Origin of the sequence: Gillisella vitis (assembly GCF_021559775.1) — a bacterium.
Taxonomy (GTDB): Bacteria; Pseudomonadota; Alphaproteobacteria; order Rhizobiales; family Rhizobiaceae; genus Allorhizobium; species Allorhizobium ampelinum.
Window position 1 is genome coordinate 2,361,637 of record NZ_CP056047.1, and the last position, 26,341, is coordinate 2,387,977.

Annotated in this window: 30 protein-coding genes; 28 read left to right on the forward strand and 2 right to left on the reverse strand. The window is 57.8% G+C overall.

Annotated elements, in window-relative coordinates; genetic code table 11:
- The first annotated feature begins 70 nt into the window (after positions 1-70).
- The 8 genes from AVCG78_RS11130 (at position 71) to AVCG78_RS11165 (ending at position 7,550) form a co-directional block, all read left to right on the forward strand.
- A complete protein-coding gene (locus tag AVCG78_RS11130) occupies positions 71-922 on the forward strand; it encodes a peptidoglycan-binding protein (protein WP_156601576.1) in 852 nt (283 codons plus the stop codon).
- 48 nt (positions 923-970) lie between these two features.
- The gene (locus AVCG78_RS11135) at positions 971-1,486 is read left to right on the forward strand and encodes a hypothetical protein (protein WP_156601578.1); all 516 of its coding nucleotides are present in this window, start codon (positions 971-973) and stop codon (positions 1,484-1,486) included.
- 68 nt (positions 1,487-1,554) lie between these two features.
- Positions 1,555-1,899, forward strand: a complete 345-nt coding sequence (locus AVCG78_RS11140) for a hypothetical protein (RefSeq protein ID WP_070166659.1) — start codon at positions 1,555-1,557, stop codon at positions 1,897-1,899.
- On the forward strand, positions 1,889-2,389 hold the full coding sequence (locus AVCG78_RS11145) for a DUF1804 family protein (RefSeq protein ID WP_070166658.1): 501 nt from the start codon (positions 1,889-1,891) through the stop codon (positions 2,387-2,389). Before AVCG78_RS11140 ends, AVCG78_RS11145 begins: the two co-directional genes overlap by 11 nt.
- Before the next feature lie 59 nt (positions 2,390-2,448).
- Positions 2,449-4,041, forward strand: a complete 1,593-nt coding sequence (terL, locus tag AVCG78_RS11150) for a phage terminase large subunit (RefSeq protein WP_234902114.1) — start codon at positions 2,449-2,451, stop codon at positions 4,039-4,041.
- The gene (locus tag AVCG78_RS11155) at positions 4,038-5,438 is read left to right on the forward strand and encodes a phage portal protein family protein (protein WP_174089699.1); all 1,401 of its coding nucleotides are present in this window, start codon (positions 4,038-4,040) and stop codon (positions 5,436-5,438) included. The genes terL and AVCG78_RS11155 overlap by 4 nt, the downstream gene beginning before the upstream one ends.
- Positions 5,439-5,497: 59 nt before the next feature.
- Positions 5,498-6,979, forward strand: a complete 1,482-nt coding sequence (locus AVCG78_RS11160; RefSeq protein WP_156601581.1) for a PBECR2 nuclease fold domain-containing protein — start codon at positions 5,498-5,500, stop codon at positions 6,977-6,979.
- Between the two features lie 106 nt (positions 6,980-7,085).
- Positions 7,086-7,550, forward strand: a complete 465-nt coding sequence (locus AVCG78_RS11165) for a phage virion morphogenesis protein (protein WP_156601583.1) — start codon at positions 7,086-7,088, stop codon at positions 7,548-7,550.
- Positions 7,551-7,630: 80 nt separating this feature from the next.
- Here the strand turns inward: AVCG78_RS11165 and AVCG78_RS11170 are convergent, their stop codons facing one another.
- The gene (locus tag AVCG78_RS11170; RefSeq protein ID WP_156601585.1) at positions 7,631-10,465 is read right to left on the reverse strand and encodes a tetratricopeptide repeat protein; all 2,835 of its coding nucleotides are present in this window, start codon (positions 10,463-10,465) and stop codon (positions 7,631-7,633) included.
- A 371-nt stretch (positions 10,466-10,836) separates the two neighbouring features.
- Here AVCG78_RS11170 and AVCG78_RS11175 point away from each other — a divergent pair, with 371 nt between their 5' ends.
- The 16 genes from AVCG78_RS11175 (at position 10,837) to AVCG78_RS11245 (ending at position 22,505) form a co-directional block, all read left to right on the forward strand.
- A complete protein-coding gene (locus tag AVCG78_RS11175) occupies positions 10,837-11,958 on the forward strand; it encodes a hypothetical protein (protein ID WP_156601587.1) in 1,122 nt (373 codons plus the stop codon).
- Positions 11,959-11,972: 14 nt separating this feature from the next.
- The gene (locus tag AVCG78_RS11180; RefSeq protein WP_156601589.1) at positions 11,973-12,311 is read left to right on the forward strand and encodes a capsid cement protein; all 339 of its coding nucleotides are present in this window, start codon (positions 11,973-11,975) and stop codon (positions 12,309-12,311) included.
- A gap of 12 nt (positions 12,312-12,323) precedes the next feature.
- The gene (locus AVCG78_RS11185) at positions 12,324-13,277 is read left to right on the forward strand and encodes a major capsid protein (RefSeq protein ID WP_156537612.1); all 954 of its coding nucleotides are present in this window, start codon (positions 12,324-12,326) and stop codon (positions 13,275-13,277) included.
- Positions 13,274-13,819 (forward strand): hypothetical protein, encoded by a 546-nt coding sequence (locus tag AVCG78_RS11190; RefSeq protein ID WP_156601591.1) that lies wholly within the window; start codon positions 13,274-13,276, stop codon positions 13,817-13,819. Before AVCG78_RS11185 ends, AVCG78_RS11190 begins: the two co-directional genes overlap by 4 nt.
- Positions 13,820-13,912: 93 nt before the next feature.
- Complete coding sequence (locus AVCG78_RS11195; protein ID WP_156601593.1) at positions 13,913-14,383, forward strand: phage protein Gp36 family protein; 471 nt, start codon at positions 13,913-13,915, stop codon at positions 14,381-14,383.
- Positions 14,380-14,871: a Gp37 family protein gene (locus tag AVCG78_RS11200; protein WP_156601595.1), complete on the forward strand. Its 492-nt coding sequence runs from the start codon at positions 14,380-14,382 to the stop codon at positions 14,869-14,871. Before AVCG78_RS11195 ends, AVCG78_RS11200 begins: the two co-directional genes overlap by 4 nt.
- A gap of 36 nt (positions 14,872-14,907) precedes the next feature.
- A complete protein-coding gene (locus tag AVCG78_RS11205; protein ID WP_156601596.1) occupies positions 14,908-15,132 on the forward strand; it encodes a hypothetical protein in 225 nt (74 codons plus the stop codon).
- Positions 15,133-15,134: 2 nt separating this feature from the next.
- Complete coding sequence (locus AVCG78_RS11210) at positions 15,135-16,397, forward strand: phage tail sheath family protein (RefSeq protein ID WP_156601598.1); 1,263 nt, start codon at positions 15,135-15,137, stop codon at positions 16,395-16,397.
- A 14-nt stretch (positions 16,398-16,411) separates the two neighbouring features.
- Positions 16,412-16,924 carry a phage major tail tube protein gene (locus AVCG78_RS11215; protein ID WP_156537607.1) on the forward strand — a complete coding sequence of 171 codons (513 nt, stop codon included), beginning with the start codon at positions 16,412-16,414 and terminating at the stop codon, positions 16,922-16,924.
- A 58-nt stretch (positions 16,925-16,982) separates the two neighbouring features.
- The gene (locus AVCG78_RS11220; protein ID WP_156601600.1) at positions 16,983-17,327 is read left to right on the forward strand and encodes a hypothetical protein; all 345 of its coding nucleotides are present in this window, start codon (positions 16,983-16,985) and stop codon (positions 17,325-17,327) included.
- 29 nt (positions 17,328-17,356) lie between these two features.
- Positions 17,357-17,488: a hypothetical protein gene (locus AVCG78_RS27205; protein ID WP_267970280.1), complete on the forward strand. Its 132-nt coding sequence runs from the start codon at positions 17,357-17,359 to the stop codon at positions 17,486-17,488.
- A gap of 72 nt (positions 17,489-17,560) precedes the next feature.
- Positions 17,561-20,263, forward strand: coding sequence for a tape measure protein (locus tag AVCG78_RS11225; protein WP_156601602.1), 2,703 nt, complete (start codon positions 17,561-17,563; stop codon positions 20,261-20,263).
- Entirely contained in the window at positions 20,260-20,736 is a 477-nt protein-coding gene (locus tag AVCG78_RS11230; RefSeq protein WP_156601604.1) for a phage tail protein, read from the forward strand. Before AVCG78_RS11225 ends, AVCG78_RS11230 begins: the two co-directional genes overlap by 4 nt.
- Positions 20,733-21,002, forward strand: a complete 270-nt coding sequence (locus tag AVCG78_RS11235) for a tail protein X (RefSeq protein ID WP_156601606.1) — start codon at positions 20,733-20,735, stop codon at positions 21,000-21,002. Before AVCG78_RS11230 ends, AVCG78_RS11235 begins: the two co-directional genes overlap by 4 nt.
- Entirely contained in the window at positions 21,002-22,000 is a 999-nt protein-coding gene (locus AVCG78_RS11240) for a phage late control D family protein (RefSeq protein ID WP_156601608.1), read from the forward strand. The genes AVCG78_RS11235 and AVCG78_RS11240 overlap by 1 nt, the downstream gene beginning before the upstream one ends.
- On the forward strand, positions 21,987-22,505 hold the full coding sequence (locus tag AVCG78_RS11245; protein ID WP_156601610.1) for a phage baseplate assembly protein V: 519 nt from the start codon (positions 21,987-21,989) through the stop codon (positions 22,503-22,505). Before AVCG78_RS11240 ends, AVCG78_RS11245 begins: the two co-directional genes overlap by 14 nt.
- Here the strand turns inward: AVCG78_RS11245 and AVCG78_RS11250 are convergent.
- Positions 22,468-23,487 (reverse strand): hypothetical protein, encoded by a 1,020-nt coding sequence (locus tag AVCG78_RS11250; RefSeq protein WP_156601612.1) that lies wholly within the window; start codon positions 23,485-23,487, stop codon positions 22,468-22,470. The genes AVCG78_RS11245 and AVCG78_RS11250 overlap by 38 nt on opposite strands.
- A gap of 31 nt (positions 23,488-23,518) precedes the next feature.
- On the opposite strand from AVCG78_RS11250, the gene AVCG78_RS11255 reads away from it, so the two are divergent.
- From AVCG78_RS11255 to AVCG78_RS11270, 4 genes are read left to right on the forward strand one after another with little or no spacing between them, the layout of a single operon-like run.
- The gene (locus AVCG78_RS11255) at positions 23,519-23,923 is read left to right on the forward strand and encodes a GPW/gp25 family protein (protein WP_156601613.1); all 405 of its coding nucleotides are present in this window, start codon (positions 23,519-23,521) and stop codon (positions 23,921-23,923) included.
- Complete coding sequence (locus AVCG78_RS11260) at positions 23,916-25,049, forward strand: baseplate J/gp47 family protein (protein WP_156601616.1); 1,134 nt, start codon at positions 23,916-23,918, stop codon at positions 25,047-25,049. The genes AVCG78_RS11255 and AVCG78_RS11260 overlap by 8 nt, the downstream gene beginning before the upstream one ends.
- Entirely contained in the window at positions 25,042-25,785 is a 744-nt protein-coding gene (locus AVCG78_RS11265) for a phage tail protein I (RefSeq protein WP_156601618.1), read from the forward strand. The genes AVCG78_RS11260 and AVCG78_RS11265 overlap by 8 nt, the downstream gene beginning before the upstream one ends.
- The gene (locus AVCG78_RS11270; protein ID WP_156601620.1) at positions 25,782-26,330 is read left to right on the forward strand and encodes a phage tail-collar fiber domain-containing protein; all 549 of its coding nucleotides are present in this window, start codon (positions 25,782-25,784) and stop codon (positions 26,328-26,330) included. Before AVCG78_RS11265 ends, AVCG78_RS11270 begins: the two co-directional genes overlap by 4 nt.
- The last annotated feature ends 11 nt before the right edge of the window (positions 26,331-26,341 follow it).

A 26,341-nucleotide genomic window follows, 5' to 3' on the forward strand; every position in this document is an offset into this window, starting at 1 on the left:
CATGTCCGGTCATATCTGACGCGCAATCGCGTCAAAGTCCTCGCATCTGCAAATTGCAACGCGAGGCCGAATGTCCCCCACACTTGTTTCCCGCATTGATGCGTCCATCCTGAAAGCTATTGCGCCCACGCCCCCTTCGAAAAAGGCGGCTGCGCAGCGGGCGATTATCGCCGCATTCGGCGAAATGCTGCCGGAATTGCTCACGCTGATTGAATGCACCACGCCTCTACGGATTGCGCATTTTTTGGCGCAGGTCGCGCATGAGAGCGACGGCTTTTGCACGCTTGAGGAATATGCCTCCGGGGCTGCCTATGAGGGCCGTGCTGATCTGGGCAATGTCCGCCCCGGAGATGGCGTCCGTTACAAAGGCCGTGGACCGATCCAGCTCACGGGCCGCGCCAACTGCCGCGCCTTTACGACATGGATGCGTAAGACTGACCCCACATGCCCCGATTTCGAAGCCAAGCCGGAACTGGTGGCGACATGGCCGTGGGCCGGTTGGGCGGCGGCATTCTTCTGGTCGCGCAACAACATCAACACCCGCGCCGCCGATACGGATGACCTGGTTAAAGTCACCAAGATCGTCAACGGCGGTCGCAATGGTCTTGCCGACCGTGCCGCCTATCTTGCCAAGGCCAAGACGGCGCTGGCCGCTCTTGCTGCCGACCGGCTGTCCGGCAATCAGGTCTTTGCAGTGCTGCGCCGGGGCATGACCGGTGAAGCCGTCGAACAATTGCAACGGGCCTTGGCGCAGGCCGGTCATTATCATCTGACCATTGATGGCAATTTCGGTCCTGGCACCGAGGGCGCGCTTCGGGCTTTCCAGAAGGCAACCGGCTTAACGACGGATGGTCTTGCTGGGAAGAAAACCGTGTCGGCGCTGGGGTCGTTCTGGCCGCAATCCGTCTCGGAAGCGGCCTGATTGCAACGCTCATACCTCCTTCTTTTCAGTCCAAACATGGAGCCGATCATGATCCTTCGCCCACCGTATCAGCGCGTCTGCAATCTCCTGATGACCGCCGCCGCCTTTCTGTTTTGCCTCGCCATCGCGGCTTTCGCTGCCAACGACACCCCGTCGTTAGCATCCGGCTTTATGTCTGCGCTCACGCCGTCTGTTCTTGAGCTTGTCGCGACCGTGCTGGGCGTGGCCGGCACTTGGTTGATCACCCGGCTTGTTCGACTGATCGGCATTTCTGACTCGGCGAAGCGCTTGGAAGTCGAAGCCAAGCTGCGGGACGGCCTGCATTTTGCTGCCGACAACGGCTTGCGCTTTGCTCTGACCAAGGCGGGTCTGCCTGCTATTGCCGCTCCGGCGGCGGCTGTCGTGGCCGATGCCATGTTTTATGTGCGTGAGAAAAACCCGCAAACGCTGGAAAAGCTTGGCGTTAACGACAAGGCGCTTGAGGACATCATCCTGTCTAAATGGCCCACCGCCAGCCTCGCCCTACCGATTGCTGCGCATTGGTCATCCATCCCCAAAACCTGATCAGCCCCGCCCAGACCGGCCCGCCGCGCTGATTTGCACGGCGGTAACATCCAACAACAAGGAAACCTATGACCGGCCCCGAAACCATTTTTGGCCTCAAGGTCGCTACGCTTGCCTCGTCGGGCGTGGCGGCTGTGCTGTCCGTTGCGCTGGACTGGCGCTCCCATGACCTGTTTACGGCCATCGGCTCGATTATTGCGGGGGTGTTTGTTGCCACCATTGCCACCGAGCTGACGCTTGATCTGGCGGGTGTCGCGGACAACCCCGGCTCATGGGGCTTTGCGGTCGCTGCTGCCTACGGCATTACCGGGCGCAATCTGATCCTGTGGCTCAAGCAGGCGTCCAGCAATCCACCGCAATTGATCAAAGACTTGCTCGGTCTTGGAAAGGGTGGTGGCAAAAATGGCCAATGACCAGGACACCCGCCGCAAGGCCCGCGCCGATTATGTCTACCGGCGTATGTCAGCGGCCACCATTTCCATGACGCTCAATATCAGCGCCGCGACCTTTGGCCGTTGGAAGAAAGCCGCCAAGGAAGCCGGTGATGATTGGGACATGGCCCGGTCTGCGTCGGTGATTGCGGGCGAAGGTATCGACACGGTCGTTTCATCCGTGGTCGAGGACTTTGTGTTGATGGCGCAAGCCTTGCTGGAAGAGGTCAAGACCGAACAGTTGACCCTTGATCAGAAGATCAAGCACATGGTTGCGTTGGGCGATGCCATGGTCAAGGTGACGGCCTCGGCTGGCAAGCTGGCCCCGAAAATCTCACAGCTTGGCGTTGCGCAAGACGTGGTCCAGCATCTGATTGCCTTTGTGCAGGAACAGTTTCCGCAACATATCTCCGTCGTGCAGGAAATCCTCATTCCATTCGGCGACCGGATTGCCACGGCCTTTGCTCCATGAAGCGCCCAAAGCTAAGCCCCACAGTTAGCCCAAAGGATTTCCGGGAAAACCTTGCCCGGATGGCCGACGAACTGGCCCGCTGGGTGGACCTGTCCGTCACCGCCTTTGCCGCCGATCCCAGGGCCAAGGCGGAACGGCTTGCGAAGGCAAAGCACCCGGAGACCGGCTTTCGGTTTTTCCTCGAAACCTATCTGCCGCATTATGTGAAGGGCGACCACAGCCGGTTCCATGAAGAGATTTTTGCCCGTGTGCCGCAAATTCTAACGTCAAGCAAAGGCGTTAGAGACCTGTTCATTGCACCGCGCGGCTCATCCAAGTCCACCCATATGTCGCTCGGCTTTGCGCTCTATTGCCTCTGTCTGGGATACAAGCGTTATATTCTTGAGGTCTGCGACGTGTATGCTCAGGCGGCTTTGCTGATCGAGGCGATCAAGGCCGAGTTGACAACCAATCCGCGTCTAGCCCATGACTTTCCGGAGGCGACCGGCCAGGGCCGCGTCTGGCGCGAGGGCGAAATCGTCACCGCCAACAATATCCGGGTTGAGGGGCTTGGCGCGCTGCAAAAGCTGCGTGGCCGTCGCCATGGTCCCTATCGCCCCGACCTGATGTTTTTTGACGATCTCGAAAACGACGAGGCTGTAAGAAGCCCAGAGCAGCGCAAGAAGCTGGAAACATGGATCAAACGCGCCGCCCTGAAGGTTGGCCCGCCCGATGGCTCGATGGATGTGGTCTGGGTTGGCACCGTCTTGCATTATGACGCCGTGCTGGTGCGGGCGGCAAAGTCGCCGGTTTGGCGGGTGGCCGAGTTTCAGGCCATCATGCGCTTTCCCGACCGCATGGATCTGTGGGACCGGTTCGAAGAGTTTTATCACAACCAGGGCGAGGACGCCGCCCGCGCATTCTATGATGTCAACAAGGCGGATATGGACGTCGGGGCCGTGGTCAACTGGCCGTCGATGCAGCCGCTTGTCTGGCTGATGTTGGAGCGCGCTAGCGATCACGACAGTTTCCAGACGGAATACCAGAATAAGCCGATCAGTGAAGGCAGTCCGTTCAAGGATTTGACTTACTGGACACTCAAGCGCAGCGACCTGATTTTCTTCGGCGCGCTGGATCCGTCGCTTGGTAAAAAGGGTCATGGCCGCGATCCGTCCGCCATTCTGATCGGTGGGTTCAATCGGCTGACCGGCACCATGGATGTGGTGGAAGCCTCGATCCGCCGCCGACTGCCGGATGTGATCATTGCCGACATTATAGCCCTTCAGCGCGAATATCGTTGCCTGTTGTGGTTTGTCGAGGCGGTACAGTTTCAAGAATTCTTGCGCACGACGTTGATGGTTGAGGCAGCAAAGCAAGGCGTCGGGATTTCTGCCGTGCCGATCACGCCACATGCCGACAAGGATCTCCGCATTGAGCGGCTCCAGCCGCCGATTGCTGCCGGGCTGATCCGCCTCAACCAGACCCAACAGACGCTGATTGACCAGTTGCAACAATGGCCCAATGCCGACCACGATGACGGGCCGGATGCGCTCGACATGCTGTGGCAAAACACGCTGCTTTATGCCGGTGGCCAGCAGGCCGGTGGTGCCAGCGCTGGCGTGATGACTGCTGCCGCTGCGGGCTCTGACAATTATGGAGACTACCGACTGTGAGCCGCAAGAACCGCAAAACCCGCGCCAGCTTTGCCGACACCGCGACCGCAGAGACCCGGAAAAACCTGCCAAGCGAGGCCGGGACGCTGATTGCCGATGTCAAAAACGACATTACAATCCCGTTTTATACCGGCGCGCTGCAACACGCCGACGACACGCTCCTCCAGCGCGGCGGTGGCAAGGGTCTTAAAATATATGACGAGATCAAGCGTGACACCCACGCCTCGGCCTGTCTTGCAAAGCGCAACAAGCATCTGGTAGCCCGTGAATGGGAGGTGGTTCAGGCATCTGACAAACCTCTTGATGTCGCGGCGGCGGATTTCGTGCGGGCCACCCTGAAGGACATGCCCTTCGACGGCATCTGTGAAGATTTGTCTGGCGGCGCGATCCTGAAGGGGTTTGCGGTTTCGGAGAGCATTTGGGCGAGAGACGGCAACCGGATCAAGCCGCAGCGCATCGTCAGCCATGACCAGCGCCGTTTTGCGTTCGGTCAGGACGGTCGGCCACGGCTGCGCACCTGGACGAACATGAATGACGGGATAGAGCTGCCGGAGCGGAAATTCATCGTCCACCGCCACGGCGTGGTCGGCAACAATCCGTATGGTCTCGGCCTGGGCTATCAGTTGTTTTGGGCTGTGCTGTTTAAACGCGAAGGCATAGCCTTCTGGCTACATTTTCTCGACAAGTTCGCGGGGCCGACCGTTGTCGCCCAAACGCCCTACGGCATGTTGAGCGACGAGCAACAAAAGCTGCTGCACAATCTTGCCAATATCCGCACCAGCTCTGCCGTCACGGTGCCGGTCGGGACGGATGTGAAGTTTCTGGAGGCGGCGCGGTCCGGCTCCGTTAGCTATCAGGAATGGCTCGAATATTGGGACAAGCAGATATCCATCTGCATACTCGGCGAAACGCTGACCACCGACATCGGTTCTAGCGGTTCTCGTGCCGCCGCTGAGACCCATGCCGGGATGCTGGATTTGCTGGTGGACAGTGACGCTGATCACCTGTCGGACACGTTGAACGAACAGCTTATCCGCTGGCTGGTCGAGTACAACTTCCCCGGCGCTGCCGTCCCGCGTGTCTGGCGGGTGCGCCCATCTAACGAAAAGGCCAAGGCTGAAACGCGCAAGGCCAGGGCTGAGGCAGCAAGCTCCGAACATGCCGCCCTGGTTGAGATCATCGCCACCGCCGCCAATATTGATGACGACGACACCGCCCGCGAGTTCATTACCTCGTTCGACCTAACCCATAGTCTCTCGGATCAGACGATTGATCGGCTGGTGGAAGCACGATTTGCCTTCATGGAAGGCAAGCGGCCAAAACAGCAAATGCCCGATAACGCTCCTGCATTCTCCAGCCTGTTCGGGCCGCTCGGCTCAAAAAAAAACGACAGCTGACGGCAAGCTTTGCCGATGACGCCGATCCGGTCAGCGATCTGACGGATCAGCTCGAAGATTTGGTCGCCAGCCTTTCCACCCGTCGCCTCAACACCATCCGCACTGCCATTGAAGCCGCGTCTGACTATCCTGACGCCGCCCGCGCCATTCTCACCCTTGGCGCAAAATGGACCCCAGATGCACTTGGCAAACTGCTAGGCGATGGCTTGGAGCTGGCGGCCCTTCATGGACGCGAGGCCGCGTTTACTGACGGCGAGGACGATGACGCCCGCTTTGCCGACGCTGATGTGTTCAACCAGCCGTTCAAGGAGCAGATTGACTTCTTTACCCAAAAGCGCGGCAAGCCGACCAAGGCCTGGACCGATGCCCTGCGCGGCACCCACGACCGCGCCTTTGTTATTGCCGGCGCCACCGATCTCGCCATGCTGTCGGATTTTCAGACCGCCATTGCCAGCGCCATGCAAAACGGCACCAGCTTCGCTGATTTCCAGAAGGACTTTGACCGGATCGTCGCCAAATACGGCTGGGCCTATAAGGGTGAACGTGGTTGGCGCAGCCGGGTGATCTTTGAAACCAATCTGCGTACCAGCCACATGGCCGGGCGGCTCAAGCAGATGCGCGACCCGGATGTGCTGAAGCTGCGCCCCTATTGGGAATATCGCCACGGTGAAACCCGCAAGCCGAAAACCCCACGTACCCAACATCTGGCATGGCATGGCAAATGCTACCCGCATGATGACCCGTTCTGGCAGACCCATTTCCCGCCGAACGACTGGCATTGTTCCTGCGGTGTGCGCTCGCGCTCCCTGCGAGACCTGAAGCGTATGGGCAAAGACGGCCCCGATCCATCACCCGAAATTCTAACGGAACCGATGAAAGACCCGCTGACCGGCCAGTTGATAGAGCAGCCGCAAGGCGTCGGTTATGGCTGGGACTATCAGCCCGGCGACCTTTGGGAGCGCGGCTTGACGCCATCGAACCTGATGGAGCAAGGCCGCGAAGTCCTGGACAATCCGCGCATGGCGGTGGAGATCGACGTGGCGGCCCCACTCGACGAGCTGCTGAAGGCGGCAAAGCCGTTCAAGGCCAAGGCGCTCGAAGATGAGCTTGCCCCGGAGGACTATGTGCGAGCCTTTCTGGAGCCGTTTGGCGCTGACATTGGCAAAGCCGTGCTGTTCGAAGACGCGGCGGGCAACCGTATCCCTGTTTCCGATCTGCTGTTTCGAAACCGCGAAGGCGCATTCAAGGCGCTGAAACGCAATCGCCACCGCGTTATGTCGATGATGGCCGAGGCGTTGATTGACCCTGACGAGATCTGGATGGGTGTGGCCCGCAAGGTGGAAAGCGGCGACCTCGTGGTGGACCGCCGTTACATCCGTGTCGATCCGAAAACCGCCATTCAGATCGTATTCGAGATTGGCGAACGAGGTTGGGAGGCTATAACCAGCTTCGACTTCACCGACAAAAAGGGAGAGGCAGATTTTATTGCTCTTCAAAAGCGGCGCGTCGGCAAGCTGATCTACAAGCGCCCGGAAAAATAAAAAGGCCGGGAGCGATCCGGCCTTTGCGTCAACGGACTGGCGTGACCATCGCCGGTCTCGTCCGCTGACAAAAATAAATATACGCCCACTACAAGGAAAAGTCGAGATGACCGGTATCAGCTACAAGGCGACCATTGACGACGCCGACATGCGCGAAAAGCTTGCCGAACTGATCGGCAAGATGCAGCGCCCGGCAGGCTTTTATAAAAACGTCGGCGAACATTTGCTGAATTCGGTCAAGGATAATTTCGAGAACGAAAGCGCGCCGGATGGTTCGCGTTGGAAAACCTTATCGCAAGCCACCCGTGATCAGCGTGAGAAAAAATACGGCCACGCCCCTACCGCAATTTTGAGGGCCTCCGGTGATCTGGCGAATTCTATCAACATGCAAGCCAGCGATACCGATGTGCGGATCGGTTCAAGCCTGATTTACGCCGCCATTCACCAGTTTGGCGGGGATGCTGGGAGGGGCAATAAGGTCAATATTCCGGCGCGACCTTATCTGGGGCTGTCAGCAGCCGATGAGGATGAGGTGGTTGCGATTGCGGAAGAGTGGTTAGCGGTGGAGTGATCCTTTCGTCGCCAACCTAAAACCGATAGAAGCTCTTTTCAATCGACATGCTTTAAGAACCTGCATTTCCAAAAAATATATTAGGGAAGGTCTGCAAGTATTTTGCGAGCTTGCACCGAAGAAGGGTGTGTCGGACCCAAACTTTGCTCAAATATTTCCAGCGCGTCCTTTAAAAGTGGCTTTGCTGCGGCAAAGTCACATACGGCCATGAATACCCCAGCAAGGTTGCACAGGCATACACCAGTAGATGGGTGCCGAGGCCCTTCAACCTTTTCGCTGATGTGAAGGGCGCGGTGAGACATTTGCTTTGCAGCAACATAGTCACCCCCGGCTACCAACACACCAGACAAATTGTTAAGGCATGCGCAGGTCAATCGGTGCTCCTGCCCGTTTACATTTTCGCTGATAGTGAGGGCGCGCTCATACATCAGCTTAGCAGAGACATAATCACCATTGGCTACGAGCAGTCCCGCGAAATTGTTGATAACCATGCTAGTCAATGGGTGATCCGGCCCGTGTACTTTCTCGATGATGTCGAGTGAACGCACATAGAGCGGCTTTGCTGCAGCATATTCGCCCATATCATGAAGCACGTTTGCTAGCGAATTAAGACACTCGCCAGTGCTTGGATGGTCTGGTCCCACCATTTTCTCGCTAATAACGAGGGCTCGTTCAAGCAGTGGTTTTGCGGCGGGATTGTCTCCCATAGCCTGAAAAATTTGCGCTAGATTGTTAAGATTAACTCCTGTGGACGGGTGCTCTTCGCCTTCTGCCTTCTCGCTAATTGCCAGTGCGCGCTCATAGAGTGATTTTGCTGCCGAAAAGTCACCCAAATTACGAAATACGCCAGCGAGATTGTTGAGTTTTTTTCCTGTGTTAGGATGTTCAGATCCTTCCGACTTTATACCGATGTCTAGGGCTCGCTCAAACATCGTCTTTGCGGAAGCGTAGCTGCCAGTTACCTGCAAAAGGCTCGCATAATTGTTGAGTATTGTTGCAGTCTGAGAGTGATCCCGTCCATTTACATTTTCGCTGATCGCGAGGGCTCGCTCGAACATAGACCCCGCAACGGCATAATTACCCATATCCTGCATCAAGCGGGCGAAACTGTTAAATATTGCGCAAGTGTTAAAGCCCTGGGTTTCGGGAGCCTTTTCAGCAATGGCTACTGCTCGTTCAAGCAGTAGCTTCGCAGCGATGTAGTCGCCCATGGCATGCAAAACAGTTGCTAAATTACCAAGAATTGCAATGATATTTGAATGTTCCGAGTCATTAGCGCTTTCAGAAACTGCTAAGGCTTCAAGCCAAAGGGTCTTACAGGGCTCAAAAAGCGCCGCGTCCTGTAATGGTTTTGTCGCGACATACAGCCAACTTACATAATCTGAAGGGCCCTGCTTCTGCTTGAGATGAGCAGCTTCAAACAAAGCTGTAACTTTACCGGCGTTAAGCTCGAAATGTGTTTCAACTCTAGCCCTTTCCCAATAATGCTGGAACAGTGCGTCAATGGAAGAAGTTCTCTTCTCATCGGTCAATATTTGCTCAATTACGCTGGCAATAACTTTATGAAAGCTCAAAAAGCCATCCGATGACTGAGCGACGAATGATAGTTCCATTATTTGATCAAAACTATCGAGCGGCACTGCTGTGCCAAACTTGGTGACGACCAAATCAAAGGCGGCTCTGTCAAAACGTTTGGCCACCGAAAGGCGTTCAAGAGTGGTCTGAATCCCAGCATCGTAATCACGAAGAACACGCCCAACGATCTCCCTACAGCGGCCTTCAAATGTTTCTGCAGAAACGACAAAACTTTCAGGCAAAGCCATGTTCTTGGCAGATAATGCGCGCCAGTGTTCAACCTGCAAATCAAGCATAAGGGGATAGACAGGCGCGCTTGCGCCTGAGGTCTCACGCGCACCTTCAATGATAGCCGTTCGGATGTGCTCATCGTCAATCGGGATTGCTTTGAGAAAGGTGTCGGCATCTTTATCAGCAAGGCCACTCAACGAATGTTGATTATTCAACAAATCATCTTGCCAGTCTGCTTCTTTCGCCCAAGGCAGGCTCTCCCTTGAGAAGAACACAGCTAGTAGGCCGTTTGTCTCCTTGAGAAAATCTCTAACATGACGATCAAAGGGGCTATCTGTCCAAACCGCGCCCGCACCACCTTGATCGAACACCCGCTCATATTCATCCATAAACAAAACAAAGCGGTCTTTCGGATTCTCCTTAAGATGATGGTTCAAGTCTTGTGCCAACATCCACGGCAACAGCTTTGAGAGCTCAAACGCGGGAAGCAGGTTGCCATCTCTGTAGAGCCTTTGAAGATATTCACGCGTTTGCTCGAGATAGATCTTCTTTCCCTTTTCAATTGTCCATTTTCCAATCCGCCTGAACACAAATCCAAGGCCGGGGATTTCACTAATTGCTTCGCCAACAAGCTCCTTCGCAGTGTCGCTTCCCAACCAATTTGTGACTTCATCGACTGTACCTTCAGCGGCTTTGCTAGAGCGCCCAAGCCAAGGACTGACGAGAGAAGGAAAAGGCTGCTCGCCTCGCGTTCCTTCCCAAACCAGCGCCAATGCCAGATCGAAACAGGGCAAACTCAATCCAGCCTTTGCGAATTCATTCCGGATCCACACCAATAAGAGATCTGGATCTGTTTTTGGTTTGCCATGAAGATCAAGACAGGCACGTCGCAGAAAACTGTAGGAAGGCTCAACTGCACGATCCGTTTTGCGCATCAGTTCTCGGCAAAGGGCTGTTTTACCTTGCCCGCCAGCGCCATAGAATACCCGGATGATTACACTGTAATCTGGGATAGCAAACGCGGCATCCTCAAAGATTTTCTGTGGCTCTTCCCGATCTACAAAAATACGGGTCGCGGAGGGCAATTGGTCTGTTCTAATTGGTGGCATATTTTTATCCCCTCAATGTTTCCTCATCTACAGTCAACGTGATCGATTAGACTTAGCTTGCCAAGACGCTGTAAGCGCCCTGATCATACAATTTCTGATTTCAGCCATGGAGGTTCATCATTGATCGACTGTTTGGGTAGCGGCATGAACACCGCTAATATGTTGAGAACGTCCGTTAGACCCCCGTTAGAAACGGACTAAGGCCCCATCCAGCCTGCATCGCTGCACCACAATTGCAATGCGGGCTTGAAACTTCTCTCCGAGTGCCGCATGTTGGCGCTGTAACCCATTGATGACTGACCGGACCCATGTCCGGTCATTTTGTTTTTCGGCCTCAGGCATGGTCGCTCCATAGAGATTTTGGAGCAGACATGACCACCGCTTCCCAGACCGCCCGCATCGAAGTTTTCCGGCCCGGCACATTCACGCCGATGGAAGGCACGTCGATTACCTATAGCGCCGCTGACCTGAAGGCGGCGGCGGATGCTTACGATCCTGATACCGCCCCTGTTCCTGTTGTCGTCGGTCATCCGGCCACGGACGCCCCTGCTTACGGCTGGGCGCAAAGCTTCGACTATGACGCAAGCAGCCAACGGCTTTATGCGACGGTGGGTGAGATCGATCCGGCGTTCTCGGAAGCCGTGAAGGCCGGGCGCTATAAGAAAGTCAGCCTGTCATTCTTCCGGCCCGAAGCCTCGGCCAATCCTGTTCCCGGCACATGGTATCCGCGCCACATCGGTTTTCTCGGCGGCGCGGCTCCGGCGGTATCTGGCCTGAAGAACGTCCAGTTTTCCGCCCCTGAAGGCAGCGTCACCGTCAGCGCTGATTTCGGAGAGCGCGGCTTTGAAGAGGCTGCCAGCCTGTTTCGCAGCATCCGTGAATTCGTGATCGAGAAGTTCGGCATGGAAGACGCCGACAAGGCTCTGCCCGGTTTCCAGATCGATTGGCTGTCTGAAACCGAAATCCAGCCCCCCGCCAGCCGCCCGGCCTTTGCCGCGCGGCCTGCATCCCAACCACCAGAGAAGAAGGAGCCTGTTGTGGTCCAGACCAATGCCGACTTCGCCGCCCGCGAAGCCGATTTTGCTGCCCGTGAGGCGCGGCTGAAAGAGAGTGAGGCGAAAATCGCCCATGCAGAAAACGTCTCGTTTGCGGAGGGTCTCGTTACCGATTGCAAGCTGTTGCCTGCCTTGAAAGACAAGCTCGTTGCCGTCTTGAACGCCGTTCCCGGTGAAACGACCGTGTCCTTTGCGGCTGGCGAAGCCGCCGTTCCGGTCGCCCAGGCGCTGCGCGATCTTTTGGCCGCACAGCCGAAGATCGTGTCTTTTGGGGCGATGGATATGCCGGAAACGGGCGTTGACGAGAGCGCCGCCTCATTCGCGGCTGATGGTAAGCCGGTCGATCAGGCCGGTCTTGAGCGGCACAACAAGGCGGTCGCCTATCAGCGCCAACATCCCGGCACGTCCTACATGGACGCCGTGCGGGCGGTTGGTTGAGGGAGGGCGAGGATATGCAGTTTTTTCAGTCGGTCCTTTCGGACACAGTAACCGCCACCACACTTTTCGATGCCTATGACCTGATCGACTACAATGACGGCAAGGTGACGACCGACGACGCGCCGGTAAAGGGCATGGCCCATCATCCGGCCACCGAGATCGGCCTCGATGTCGCCGTCATGCTGATCGGCACGGGCCGGGTCCGCGCCCGTGGCGTCGTCACCAAAGGGACAAAGCTGATCTCTGCCGCTGCCGGTGGTGTCAAAGCCGCGCCCGCCAATGCCGCCAATTCGTTTGCCGTGGCGCTAACCGCCGCAGCCGATGGCGAATTCGTCACCATCCTCATCCGTTAAGGACCACCGCACATGACCACTCGCGCTCTCAACCAGCGGACGGCTGCTGTCGTCAATCCGATCCTGTCCACCCATGCCCGTGGCTACCGCAACTCCACCTTCATCGCCAGCGCGCTGTTTCCGCGTGTTTCGATCCCCAACCGTTCCATGCTGGTCATCAAGTTTGGCAAGGAGGCATTCCGCAAGCTCAACACTCGCCGTGCGCCTGGCTCCGCTACCAAGCGGGTGCAATATGGCTATGCGGCGGACCCGGTCTCGCTGGTGCAGGACTCACTTGAAGGCATCGTGCCGACCGAACACCAACAGGAAGCCGAGACAGTGCCGGGCATCGATCTCGGCGCGGGTGCGGTCAATATGGTGCTGGATGTCCTCGACCTCAATCTTGAGATCGATAGTGGACGCATTGCCCGCGACCCGGCCAACTATGACGCCAACCACAAGATGGTGCTGACCGGCGCGGATCGCTGGACCGATCCCGACAGCGATCCGAAGGCAGATCTGGACGAAGCCAAGGAGATGATCCGCCGCTCGATTGGTCGCTATCCCAACACACTCACGCTTGGTCCCAATGCTGGAAATGCCCTCAAGGGCCATCCCAAGATCAAGGAGCAGTTTAAATATACCTCGAAAGACAGCATTTCCACCGACATGCTGGCCGCCTATTTCGACGTCAAGAAAGTGGTGATCGGCGCGGCGGTCTATCTGCCGGAGACCGCCGACGATGCGGCTCTCGCCAATGACGTCTGGGGCGATGATGCGATCCTCGCCTATGTCCCGGAAGCGGGCGACAATTTTCAGGTGCCGTCCTTTGCTTACACCTATGAGCTGACCGGCTATCCGCAGGTCGAACAGCCCTATTATGAGCGGCCTATCAAGTCGTGGGTCTATCCGACCACGGTTGAGCGCCGTCCCATTCTGACCGGAGCTGAAGGTGGATTTCTCTTCCAGAATGCGGGGTCGAAATGAGCGATCTCGTTTCCGTCACCCTAACCGGTCCCGCCAAGATCGACGGGCAACGTAAGCCTGCCGGGGCCACCATCGCCGTCAGCACAACGCTTGCCCTTCAGCTTGCGGCCTCAGGCGTCATTAATCCCGAACTGGCGAAGTCGTTGGCCGAGGCGGTGCAAGACACGCCACTCACGTCGGATTTTAAGGCGGCAGTTGATGCCGAGGTTGCCTTGCAGGTGGCAAAGGCAACCGAAGAAATGGAGGCGGCGCAGGTCCGCATTGTCGAGCTGGATCTGGAGAGCGCGAAAGCACTTGAGAAACTGACAGTCGCGCAAGGAGAGCTTGCCACCGCCCAACGTCGGATTGCCGAATTGGATCAGGAAACCGAGGACCTCACCGCCGATCTGGCGGATGCGATTACCCGTTTGGGCAAGGCATACGCCCGTATCGCCGAACTGGAAAAGCTGCTTGCTCCTGCGCAGGCTTCGCCCGCCGCCGATGCCGCCACCGAAGGCGCGGAGAACAAGCCCGCCGCCAAGCCTGCCAAGGCCACGAAATAAGGTCCGTCCTTAAAACTTCCAAGCCGGACCTTTTGAGCGGGGCGGGTGGCCCCAGCCGCCCCGCTCTTCTTTCGAAACTGGATCTCACTCACCATGACGCGATTTCTAACGGTTGATGACTTTACAGCAGCATTCGGGCTTGCCGAAGTCTCGCAGATCGCGGGCATCGGCAACCTCAATGACCCAGCTGGCCGCAGCCTGGACGTAACCAAGATTGAGGCCGCCATCATCTGGGCCGAGGATATTTTTGTCGGTTATGCCCGCGCCCGCTATCCCGTTATCGAGACGCTGACGCCGGAGGTAACGGCCCCCGTCATCAAGGGCCTGATTGCCGATGTGGCGCGCTACCGCCTGCGGGATAAGTCGGGCGGTCAAGGCCAAGTCGCGGACACCGTTAGAGATCGGCACGACGCTGCCATGGCCAATATCAAGGCCGTCGCGACCGGAAAGTTCGAGCTGCCGATTGCAGGCCTACCCACCAATGGCGAGGCCGGGTCCGTCAGTTCGCAGGCCATTGTGCCGCCGTCGCCGGTTCGCTCGATGCTTTACGGGTGGCGGCCATGACAGATGCACTGATTACGGCCCGGCCCGCAACCGTCATTGAGCAGGTAGAGGATGCGCTGCTTAACGAGCTGAAGGTTAGCGTTTCCGGCCAATGCAAGGTCGAGGCCTTCCCGAACGATCCGGCGCTCTACGATTTCAGCGGACTGCCCGCCGCTTTGCTCATCCACTATGCCGGGTCACGCTTTGCGCCCGCCAAGGGGCCAGCCAACACCACCCAAGCCCGCGCCATGGAATTTTCTCTGGTGCTGCTGGTCCGATCTTTGCGCGGCGAAGGCGGGGCTTATGCCCACCTTGAGGACATTCGCCTTGCCATCCAAGGCCGGGCCTTTGCCGGGGCCGGTCCTGCCATGCTTACCCGCGACCAATTGGACGAGGAAAAAGACGGCGTCTGGCGATGGGAAATCCGCGTGTCCCTGCCGATCCCCGCCGTTGCCCGAAACTACCAGACCCCCGCGCCGTTCATGCGCCCGGCATTTTCTACCCCCTGAAGCCAGCATTTCCACCCCCTGAAGAAAGCCGAGGATATGGCAAAGACACCCACAAGACAGTCCTATCTCTACTCCGGCCCGGTCACGCCGCTCGACATCGAGGGCGAGAGCCGGATGCTGTTTCCTGGCACGTCCTACCGCGACCTGCCGGAGGATCACCCCATCGTCACCAATCTCATCGAGCGAAAGCTACTGGTGGCCGAGACCGTTAAGGCCGAAGCCGCGCCTGCCGTTGCCGATGCCGGTTCGGAAGGAGCCTGATCATGGCCGCAACGTTTCACCACGGCCCGGAGGTCGTAGAACATAAGGACGGCGTGTCGGTCGTCCGCGACGTCAAATCCGCCGTCACCTATGTCAACGGCACGGCCCCAATCCACCTCATCCATGACACGGCGGCAAAGCGCGCCGAATACATCAACAAGCGGGTTGTCATCCGCACCCGCACCGAAGCGGCTGCGGCCTTCGGCGAACACGTCGCGGGCTATACCATTCCCGCAGCACTGGACGCCATCTTTGACCAGGGCGACGGCGGCACGATCATCGTCAACAATGTCTTCGATCCGGACACGCACAAATCAGGCACGACGCCCGATCCGGCAGCGGTGACGGTGCAGGAAATCAATGGCGGCATTTCTGCTGCTGGTGTCGCCAGGGGCTTTTCCGGCGCATACGAATGCTACAACACCCTCGGCTATTTTCCGAAAATCATCATTGCGCCTGGCTATTCGCCATCTGCCGTGGTGCGCTCCGAAATGGATGTGGTGGCCTCCCGCCTCAACGCGATGGCAATCGCCGACCTGCCACTTGGCCTGACCAAACAACAGGCGGCGGAAACACGCGGGACCACCGGCATGGCGAATACGTCCAGCCCCCGCGTGATCCTGACCTATCCGCATGTCGTCATTGAAGACACGACCGGGGCAGCGGAAACCCGACTGGACCCGCTGTCGTCGCGGCTGGCTGGCGTTATCATCGCCACGGATCTCGATGAAGGCTGGCACCACAGCCCATCGAACCGGGAGATCAAGGGCGTGGTCGATCTGGAAACGGCGATCAATTTCTATCCGTCCGACTACCAGAACGACACCAATTTCCTCAACGAAGTGGGTATCGTCACCGCCATGCGCTCGTTTGCGACCGGGTTCCGAACGTTTGGCAACCGTTCGGCAGCTTATCCCTCCTCGTCGCATGCCGAGAACTTCATCCATGCCCGCCGCATCCTGGACATGACCCATGAGTCCGTCATCTTCTACCTCATGAACTACGTGGACAAGATCGGCACCCGCGCCAACATCGAAGCGGTCGAGGAAGGGGTGAACTCCTATCTGCGCTCCAAGCTCGCCGATGGCGTTTTCTACGGCGCAAGCTTCCGCTTCGATACCGCGAAGAACACGGCGGCCCAGATTGCCGATGGGCGGTTCTTCTACAAGTTCGAATGCCACCCGATTGCCGTGATGGAACGGATCACCGTCGATAGTTACGTCGATACAAAGTTCATCGCCGATGCCCTGTCGCTGGCCGCATAAGAGGGACAAACACCATGGCGCGTAAAACCGGACAAATTACCCAGGCCGACTGCTACATCAACGAGGTCGATGTTTGCGGTCGGGTCGCCGAACTGGATATGGGCGAGATCGCTCATACCGAGATCGAGCACAAAACGCTGGGGCAGATCGGCGTCCTCAAACTGCCGGGCCGCCCGGTGGAGGCCATTGAAGGCAAGATCAGCTTCGAATGGCTGGACGAGGAAGTGTCGAGGTCGATCATGAACCCGACCAAGACCCACAAGATACAAATTCATTCGTATGTCGATATTTTCGACGCGGATGGCCTCAACTCCGATCAGTCTCACACACTGATCACCCATATCGGGTTTCAGATGATGAAGACCGGTGGGCGCACCGCCAAGCTAGGCGAGAACCTTGCCCAGGAGCATGACATTTCCATCACCAGCTTCAAACAGTCGGTCTATGGCGGCGAAACGCCGATCATCGAATTTGATGCCTGGAACAACATCTACCGCGTCAACGGCGAGGATGTCTGGCCGAAGTAGCGGCCAGCCTTTTCCACCTTCAGCCTCAAATTTCTAACGCACACCGAGGATTAATCCCATGAGCGACAAAGACACCGCTACCGAATTCAAGGGCGTCCGCGCCAAGCTGTTGGCCAACAAAGCCGCGAAATTCGGCTCTTACGATTTCCCCTTGAAGGAATGCGACGTGACCGCCAGCGTCCCCAATTTCATCAATCACGGCCTCTGGATGCGGGCGCAACGGATCGCCAAGGGTGACACCTCGAAAGCGCAGGCCGCCTTCATCTGCGAGGCGGTGCTGTTCGACGGCGAAAAGCTGACCGTCACGGATCTCGCCGAACTGGTTCCAGCCAGTGACACGCTGGCGCTGATCAATGAGGTCTTCGGTGAGGACGAAGATGAGGGAAAGGAGAAAGCGGCCTGATATTGTCGTTGCCCGTCCAGCACCTCTTCATGATTGAAAAGGGCTGGACGCATGACGATCTGAATGGCATGACGGAATCAGAATTCGGCTGGTGGTATGACGAGGCCATCAAGCTGGAAGAGGCGAAGGCAGACGCCATTCGTGATGCCTCTAAAAGCTGACCGGACACGGGTCCGGTCAATCTCACCTCAAGAACATGCGACCTCTGGCGGGCAACCGACCGGAGGTTTTTTATGCGCTTTGCCATGATTTTCGAGGGCGTGGACCGCGCCACCAAGGTTATGGCAAAGATCATGGCGGCAGAAAAAGCAACCGCTGCCGCTAGCGCCAGCAATTCCAAGAAATCCGCGACTGCTGCCGAAGCGGCCACCAAAGCCACGGAAAAGCAATCAGCGGCAGTTGGCAAGACGTCTTCGGCCTTTCGGGCGATGGGGTCTGCGGCAAAAGGTACATTTTCCGCTGTCAGGTCGGGGGCGCAATCGGCTTTCGGCGCAGTTGCCAACGGCGCGAAAGCTGCCAGCCGAACCGTCCAGGCCCTGCACCGGCAAACGATCCAACTGGCGAAAACCGGCTTCAGCCAGGTCGCGACGGGCGGGCAAAAAGCATTTCGCGGAGTAGCGCTGGCAGGCAGTATCGGCGCTGCCGCTGCCGTCACCTCCTTCGGGGTTGCCGCAGGTGCTGCCACATCCATGGTCGATGTCGCCGCTCAGTTCGAGAAATTCCAGACCATCTTGGAAACCACGGAAGGCTCCAGCGCCAAAGCGAAAACCGCAATGGCATGGGTGGCGGAGTTTGCAGCAAAGACGCCTTACGAACTGTCTGAGGTCAACGAGGCATTCGTGCAACTGCGCACCCGTGGCCTTGACCCGACGAAGGGTCTTTTGAAGACCCTGGGCGATACATCCGCCGCCATGGGAACGCCGCTCAAACAGGCGGTGGAGGCGGTGGCCGATGCGGTCACGGGCGAAAACGAACGCCTGAAGGAATTCGGTATCGTCGCATCCAAGACCGGCAATAAGATCACTTACGAATACACCAATGCTGCCGGAAAAACAGTCAAAGCTTCGGCCAAGGCAACGGATCGCGTCGCCATTCAGGCGACCTTGATGAAAATCTGGAGCGAAAAGTTCGGCGGTGCGATGGAAAAGCTTTCCAGCACCTGGACCGGAATGATGTCCAATCTGGCCGATCTCTGGAGCCAGTTTCAATTGGGGGTCATGAATGCCGGGCTGTTCGACTGGATGAGGGGCAAGCTGAAATTTCTTCTCGACACACTTAATCAAATGAAAGCCGATGGCTCCTTTGATGCCTGGGCAAAAAAGATCTCCGAGAATATCATTTCCGTTTTTGAAGGGGCTTGGTATTTTGCCAAGGGCGTTTGGGAAACCTTCGAAAAGCTGAAAACCTACCTGACTGCCGCTTCAGATTATGTAGGTGGCTGGGAAAATTTGGCGGCTATTCTGGGCGCGCTTGTCTTTGCACCGGCCTTAATCTCTACCGCTGCTGGCTTGGTACAAATCGCCATTGGGCTTTCAATGCTCTCGGCGGCATTGATGGCTAATCCCATCATCTTGATTGTTGCCGCCATCGTGGCCGCCGCCGTAGCAATCTACGTCTATTGGCAGCCGATCAAGGCGTTTTTCGTGGACCTCTGGTCTTCGATTTCAGCAGGGGCCAGCACCGCTTGGACCGCGATCAAGACGTGGCTGGGCTTTGATCCTATAGCTGCCTTGTCCTCGGCCTGGTCGTCTGTCGCTTCGGTGGTTTCGGACGCATGGGATGCACTGCCGCACCTAAGCTGGGAAGAGGTTATCGCCGCGCTCTATTGGGTGAGTTGGATTTCTCCCCTGCGCTGGCTGGATTTCATCCCCGGTTTCTCCTGGGCTGGCATCATTTCCGGGGCGTTGGATTGGGGCCAGTACATCGTCGGCCTCGACTGGACCCGTTACCTGCCGACGTTCAAGTGGCCGGATTTGCCAAGCTTCAACTGGCCTGACATTCCCATGTTAGAACTGCCATCGCTGCCAGATGTTGCGGGATGGATCGGAGCCTTTGGCGATAAGGCCATGGTGGCAATAGAGGCGGTTTCTTCGCGCCTTGGCGGTGCGTGGAGCAAGGTCAAGTCTGCCTTCTCTTTTGGCGATCAGGAAGCAAAGGTCGCCGTTACCGACCCTGCCGCTATCAATGCCACAGCAGCGGCGACCGCTGCCTTGAAAACCGATATGCAGGCCGTCGCGGCTATCGACACCAGCGTCGCCATGGAAAAGCTTCAGGCTGTTGACGCCGCCGCAAAGGCTATTCTGCCCGCCGTAACCGCCGCGATCCGGCAGACGGAAACCTTCCTGGCTGGCGTTTCATTCTACAATCAGGGCGCATCCCTGATGGACACGATGGCGGCAGGCATTCGCGCCCGCTCTGCCGTCGCCGTGGCTGAGATTGCCAAGGTGGCGCAAACGATGCGCGATCATCTGCCATCGTCCCCCGCCAAGATCGGCCCGCTGTCCGATATCCACCGGTTGAAGTTTGGCGAGACCATTGCCGGTTCTATCCGCGCCGAGCCGATGGTGAAGGCTATGCGGACGGCAGCGTTGGCCACAACGGGAGCGGCGGCGATAACCGCGCCTGCCATGGCAGCACCCAATATCACGCCCGCGACGGTCGCTCCGGCCAGTGCCGCCAGCCCGGTATCCAGCCAAAGCCAGAGCGAGGTAGCGCGGTCGCAGATTGCCCGCATGTCGGTGCAAGCCGCACCACAATCTGCCAGCGCCGCCGCACCTGTCACCCTGCAATTCAGCCCAACGCTGACCATACCCGCGCAGGCTGGCCAGGGCACCGACATGAAAGCCGAGTTTGACAAGATGATGCGCGACAGCGCCCGCCAGCTCGCCGACCTGCTGGACGAAGAACAGCGCCGTCGCGCCCGGAGGAATGTATGATCTATCTTCTCGGCTCCATCCCGCTCGGTATCGATCCCGTCACGGCTCCGCTTGCTCAAGAATTTTCCTTTGCCAACACCTTTGCCCAACATGCCCCGACACGGGGCAAGCCGGTGCTTCAGGAAATCGGCGAGGAATTGGATACGCGCAACTTTTCCTTCTTTTTCTCGGAGGAGTTCTGCGAGCCAGCCGATGAACTGGCGAAACTTGAAGCCGCCTTCGCGTTAAAAACTCCGATGCCGCTTGTGCTGGGCAATGGGTCGTTTGACGGTAAGCGCTGGGTCGTTGAAAGCCTTTCTGGCCGGATCATCAAGACCAATCGCAGCGGCTCGCCCGTGCGGATCGAGGCAACGATTGGTCTTTTGGAAGACCCGATTGCGGGCGGCCTGTTCAGCCTGATCACGTCTATCGCCAAATCACGAGCGCCAGCCCTTTCCGGGTCGGCTTCCTCAAACCCTGAGGTGAAGAAATGACCGAGCTGACGGGCGATTATTTCGAATACACCACCATCGCGGGCGACCGGTGGGATACGCTGGCCTATAGCTATTATGGCGATCAGTATAAGCAAACCGTGCTGATCGAAGCCAATCGCCACCTTTATCTCGACACGCTCACCGTGCCGCCCGCGATCCTGCCCCAAGGCGTGAAGCTGAAGATCCCCGTCATTGCCGAGACCGCGACCAATGCCGATGTGCTGCCACCGTGGAAAACGGCAAACCCAACCTATGGAGCAAGCTGATGGTGTCGCGGCCATACTTCTCACTGATCTATCAGGGCGTAGACATATCCTCCGAACTGGACCCGGAAACCACGTCCATCACCTATACCGACAATCACCACGGCAAGGTGGACGAAATCGACGTGGCCGTCCAAGACAAGGATGGACGCTGGAAAGGATCATGGAAGCCAGAGCCCGGCGACAAGATGACCTTGACCATCTTTGACGGCCTGGGCGGCATGTTACCCTGCGGTGATTTCGAGATGGACGAGCCGGAGGCAGAAGGCGACCGGGGCGGCGACAAGATGACCATTCGCGGGCTGGCCGCGCCGATCTCCAAACCACTGCGCACCGCCAAAACCCGCGCCTTTGAAAAGCAGACCTTACGCGCCATTGTATCGAAGGTAGCGCAGGAAAACGGCCTGACACTTGAAGGCGAGATCGAAAGCTTGAATTTTGAACGGGTCACGCAGCGGCGCGAACGGGACCTGGAGTTTCTAACGCGGCTGGCGGAAGACACCGGCCATTATTTCACCGTACGGGGAAAGCGGGCGATATTCACCTCCATCAAATCCGTGGATGGCAGGGCGGCGGCGCTGACGATCAGCCTCACGCAGATCGGCACGACCCTGACGCGCTACCGGCTGAAGGAGCAAACCGCCGAGACCTATTCCAAGGCCAAGGTGAAGCACATGCATGACCGGGACAAGGAGCTGATCGACGAGGAAGAGGAAGACAGCAACGTCAAGACCGGCGACACGCTCAATATTACCGGGGAGCGGGTTGAAAGCCCGACCCACGCCAAAGCCATGGCCCGCAGCCGTATGCATTTCAAGAACCGTAAACGCCGCTCCGGCTCTATCTCGCTGGTGGGCGATGTCCGCGCCTTGGCCGGTGTGGTGGTCGATATGGCCGACTTCGGCAAATATTCGGGCCGCTACCTTATAGACCGCTCCACCCACAGCATGTCGCGCAGCGGCTACACAACGGATGCGGAGTTGGTCGATGCGCGCAAGTGACGAATACCGGCAAAATCCGACCGTGCGGCGCGGCGTCGTCGTGGACCGCGACCCGAAGACCATGCGGGTGAAGGTACAGTTTCGGGATGAAGACGCGGTGGTGACGCAATGGATTGACGTGGTGGCCAAATCCGCCACCGGCGTTTCCGCCTTCCAGATGCCGGGCCAGGGTGACGAGGCGTGGTGCGCCATGGATGCCAAGGGAGAGGCCGGATGCCTGATCGGCTCCCGCTACAACTCCAAGGATGCGCCGCCCGCAAACAGCAATGACGTGACGGCCATTACCTTTCCGGGTGGCTCCATCGTGATCGACACCGCCAACGGCAATATGACCGTTAAATCATCCGGCGCGGTGACGGTCGAGGCAGCGGGCGATGTGACGATCAAGGCCGCAAATATCGTGTTGGAGAGTGGGAGCTTGACCCACAATGGTAGGAATGTGGGTTATGACCACGTTCATTCCGGGGTCATTCCGGGCGGGGGGACGACTGGTGGGCCGGTATGACCTGAAACTGGTTCTTGACCGTTTGGTCTATTTGCTCAAAAGTTGCCCTTAGCTGACCCAATAAATACCTGTTAGCTTCAATCCTTACTGGGGAAGATAGCCTAGCTTGAATATTTATCATCTGCGAAAGCAGCTCCTGCAACTCTCGACTTTGTAAGAAGCTCCATGAGTTCGAGTCAAAACTGATCTCTTCATTAAGCGTTCCGGAAACAAATTCTACCGCATTTTTTATAATCATCACGGCAAGTGATTCCATATCTTTTTCTAGTGCGGCGGCATTACACAACGTCCAGCAAACTCCGTGATCTTGCCAGGTTGGTGGTTCCTCATCACTGTTTAAATATGAAATTGGAACCCATCTCTTGTCTCGAATGGATAGTCCATCAGTCCGCCGTAAATATCCATGAAAGGATTTTACCATTTCATGGAATTCAGAATCGGCTTGCTGCTGCTCTTTTAGGGTCCTTTCAGCTCTAAGTATCTCCGTCTGTTCGCTAAAAAGGAGCGTTGAAGCCTTTGTCTCAGCTATCTGTTGGCGCGCCACCTCAAGTTGCTCCTTCATCACCTGCTGAGTTTCATTGATTTCATAACGCTGCGCTGCAAGCTCCATGGCCTGAATTATCAATGCGCCAGCCAAAAAGATGAAGGCGAGTGGTGCAAATGCGCCTCCAAGCGCGTCGCCGATATTATTGGTTGGAAGGGCTGCAAGACAGTCCTGAATAAACCAAAATCCCGTATAGTTTTTGCAGTCCTTCGAAATGGCGAGGAGATGCACACAGTACCCAGCGTAACCAGCACCCGTCACGCAGACAGCAGCAACGATCAAACCACTGGGTATTTTAAGCCACCATGGACGCTTGCCTGTTTCGGCCTCTATATGTTTTGCGTTGCTCATAACCTTGCCCTTTCTCGATAGATTCGTTAGCTTGGTTGTAGCAGAAATCACTTCTCGCCAAAGCTGACCGGACCCATGTCCGGTCATTTTCGTTTCCGCTCCCCGCTACCTTGTCGGCATGATCGACAAGGATACCATCACCCACCGTCACTGGTCCCTGCAAGTGGGCCGCCTGAACCCGGAAACGGGCGTGAGCGCTGACGTGTTTGGCGCGGTGGTTCTGGCGCTGGACGACCTTCACCAGTCGATTGCCAATATCATCATGACGCCGAAGGGTTCGGTTCCGACCGAGCCGGAAAAGGGCTGCGATGTGCTTTCCGCCATCGACAAGCACCCTGACGTGGGCGTCCCGATCCTGACGCGGGAAATCACCGATGCGCTGACCATCTGGGAGCCGCGTATTGTGGTTCAGAAGGTCACGGTGACGATGACCGCCTATTCGCATTTCAAGACGCAGGTCTCCTGGCGTCCTATCGAAAGCGTCATGGACGAGCTGCTGATGACGGAGGTCACCTATGGCTGATCCCGTCAAGCGCACGATTGAGGATCTCCGCGCCAATGGTGCGCCGTCTTTCTTCGAGCGCGATCCGTCCGTTCTCAAGGCGACCTATAAGGCCAAGTTCGAGGAAATTACCGGTCGCACGCTCTACCCGGCGCAAACGGAAATGTACCTCATTGAGGTGCTGGCCTATGCCCATTCGCTGCTGGCCGAGGCCGCCCAGACCGCCACGCTGCAAAACACCGCCGTCTTTGCCGAGGGTGTGCATCTGGAAAATCGCGGCGCGGACGTCTCTACCTTCCGGCTTCTGGCGCAGCCTGCCAGCACAACATTGCGCTTTACGCTTTCGGCGGTCCGGGACGTCGAGACCGCCATTACGAAAGGTACGCGGGTCGCCTCCGGCAATGCCGCGACCTTTGCCACAGACGCCGATCTGATCATTCCAGCTGGCGCACTGACCGGCGATGTGGCCGCTACCGCTGAGGCCACCGGGGCTGCCTGGAACGGTTTGGCTGTCGGGACGGTCAAAGACATTCTCGACCCCGTGGCCTATGTCACCAGTGCCGCCAATATCACGGTGGTTTCTGGTGGCTCTGACATCGAGGACGCCGAGCGGTTTCGGCTGCGGGTGGTCAATGCGCTGTTCACCATCGCCAAGACCGGCCCGAAAAACGGCTACCGCGAACATGCCCTGGCCGTCGATCCCGATATCATCGACGTGGCCGTGGTGCGCCCGGAGCCGGGCAAAATCAACATCTATCCGCTGATGCGCAGCGGCCTGCCGAGTACCGAGCTGAAGGCGGCGGTGCTGGCCTATCTGGACCCGGAGACATTGCGGCCCATGGGCGACGATGTGACGGTCCTGTCGCCGGAACCGGTGGATTTTAATCTGAGGCTGACAATACGGAGCACCTCGGCAATTCCCGGCCTTGAGGCTTCCTGCCATGCCGCAGCGATTGCCGCCTTCACGCCCTATACTCAAAGCCTTGGGTCACAGGTCGCACCATCAGCGATTATCGCTGCGGTCAAAGCGGTTTCCGGCGTCACTGACGTGGTCCTGACTAGCTTTGCTTTCACTGATTTGGCCGCGCACCAGTTTGCAAGACTGGCCTCGCTGACATTCAATATGGTGGTGAAGACCGATGTCTGATCTCATCCCCGCCGATCTGGTGACACCCGGCGTCAATGACGAGCGTTCCCGCGCCTTCGCTGCCACGCTTTCGGCCATTCTCGGCGGCTTCCAGACCTCCGCATTGCTCATTCAAGACCCGCTGACGGTTGACGCCAAGCTGCTACCGATCATGACCATCGAACTTGGCATGAGCGACTTCATGACGGCGGGGCTGTTAGAGACCCATGTCCGGCAATTGCTGGCTCGTGCGCCAGATATTCACGCGATGACCGGCACGGTGGCCGGTGTTCGCCGAGCGCTTGGGGCCTTGGGTGTCACCGTGGATTGGGTTCAATGGTGGCAAAAACAGCCGCCCAGCCAACACGACACCCATGAGGTCGTGGCCTATGTCAACGAACACCTGCTGGAGGGCCAGGAGGCATTGCTGACATCAGAGACGCAATATGCGGTTCTGAAGGTGATTCGCGCCGTGCAGCGCTGGTCGCAGGAGATCAACTTCAAGCTTGGCGTCGGTTTCGCCGCTTCGGCTGGGCTGGCTGGTGCCATACAGACCGCAACCGTCCTTAAGCCTTCCGCCCAGGCGGTCACGGCCATGCCTGAGGCGCGGATCGGCGCGGTAAGCACCGCCGCCACCGCCCATGTGTTGCGCCCCTCGGCCAATGCGATCTCGCAACACCCGCTTGCTGCACTTGCCGCTTTCGTCGGCTGTTCCAGCGTTCAGTTCCTTTCCGCCAGCATGGATGCGCGCACATGAAAGCTCTTGTCCCAGTTCTGACCCGCGCCGGTATGCGCGCCGTCTTTAACGCCAGCCGCGACGGCCTATCGGCCAAGGTCTCGCATCTCGCCTTTGGCGATAGCGCCTATTCGCCGACCGGCGACGAAACGGCGCTCAAATCCGAAAAGGTCCGCATCCCGATTGCAGGCGGTAGCTGGGTCGGTGGTTTCACAGTCCACATGACCGGCCTGCTCGATGCCGGACCGAGCTTTTGGATCAAAGAGTGCGGCATGATCCTATCCGATGGCACACTTCTCGCCGTCTGGTCCGATCCGGCCACGCCGCTGGCCTACAAGACAGACGGCGTTCCCATCGTCACCGCTTTCGATCTGACCCTGGAAGCTCTGCCAAAAGGTGCCGTCACCGTCCAGGCCGGGAGCGTGGACCTGTCGCTGTTTTTTGGCGTGGAATTCGCCCGGATCGGCACGGCCATCACCGACAATTTCAACCGGCATATGGCGCAGGCGGCAGAGCTTGCCGAGCTGCGGCGACAAATCGCCTCCATCAACGCCCGTATGCGCTAACACCTAAGAGG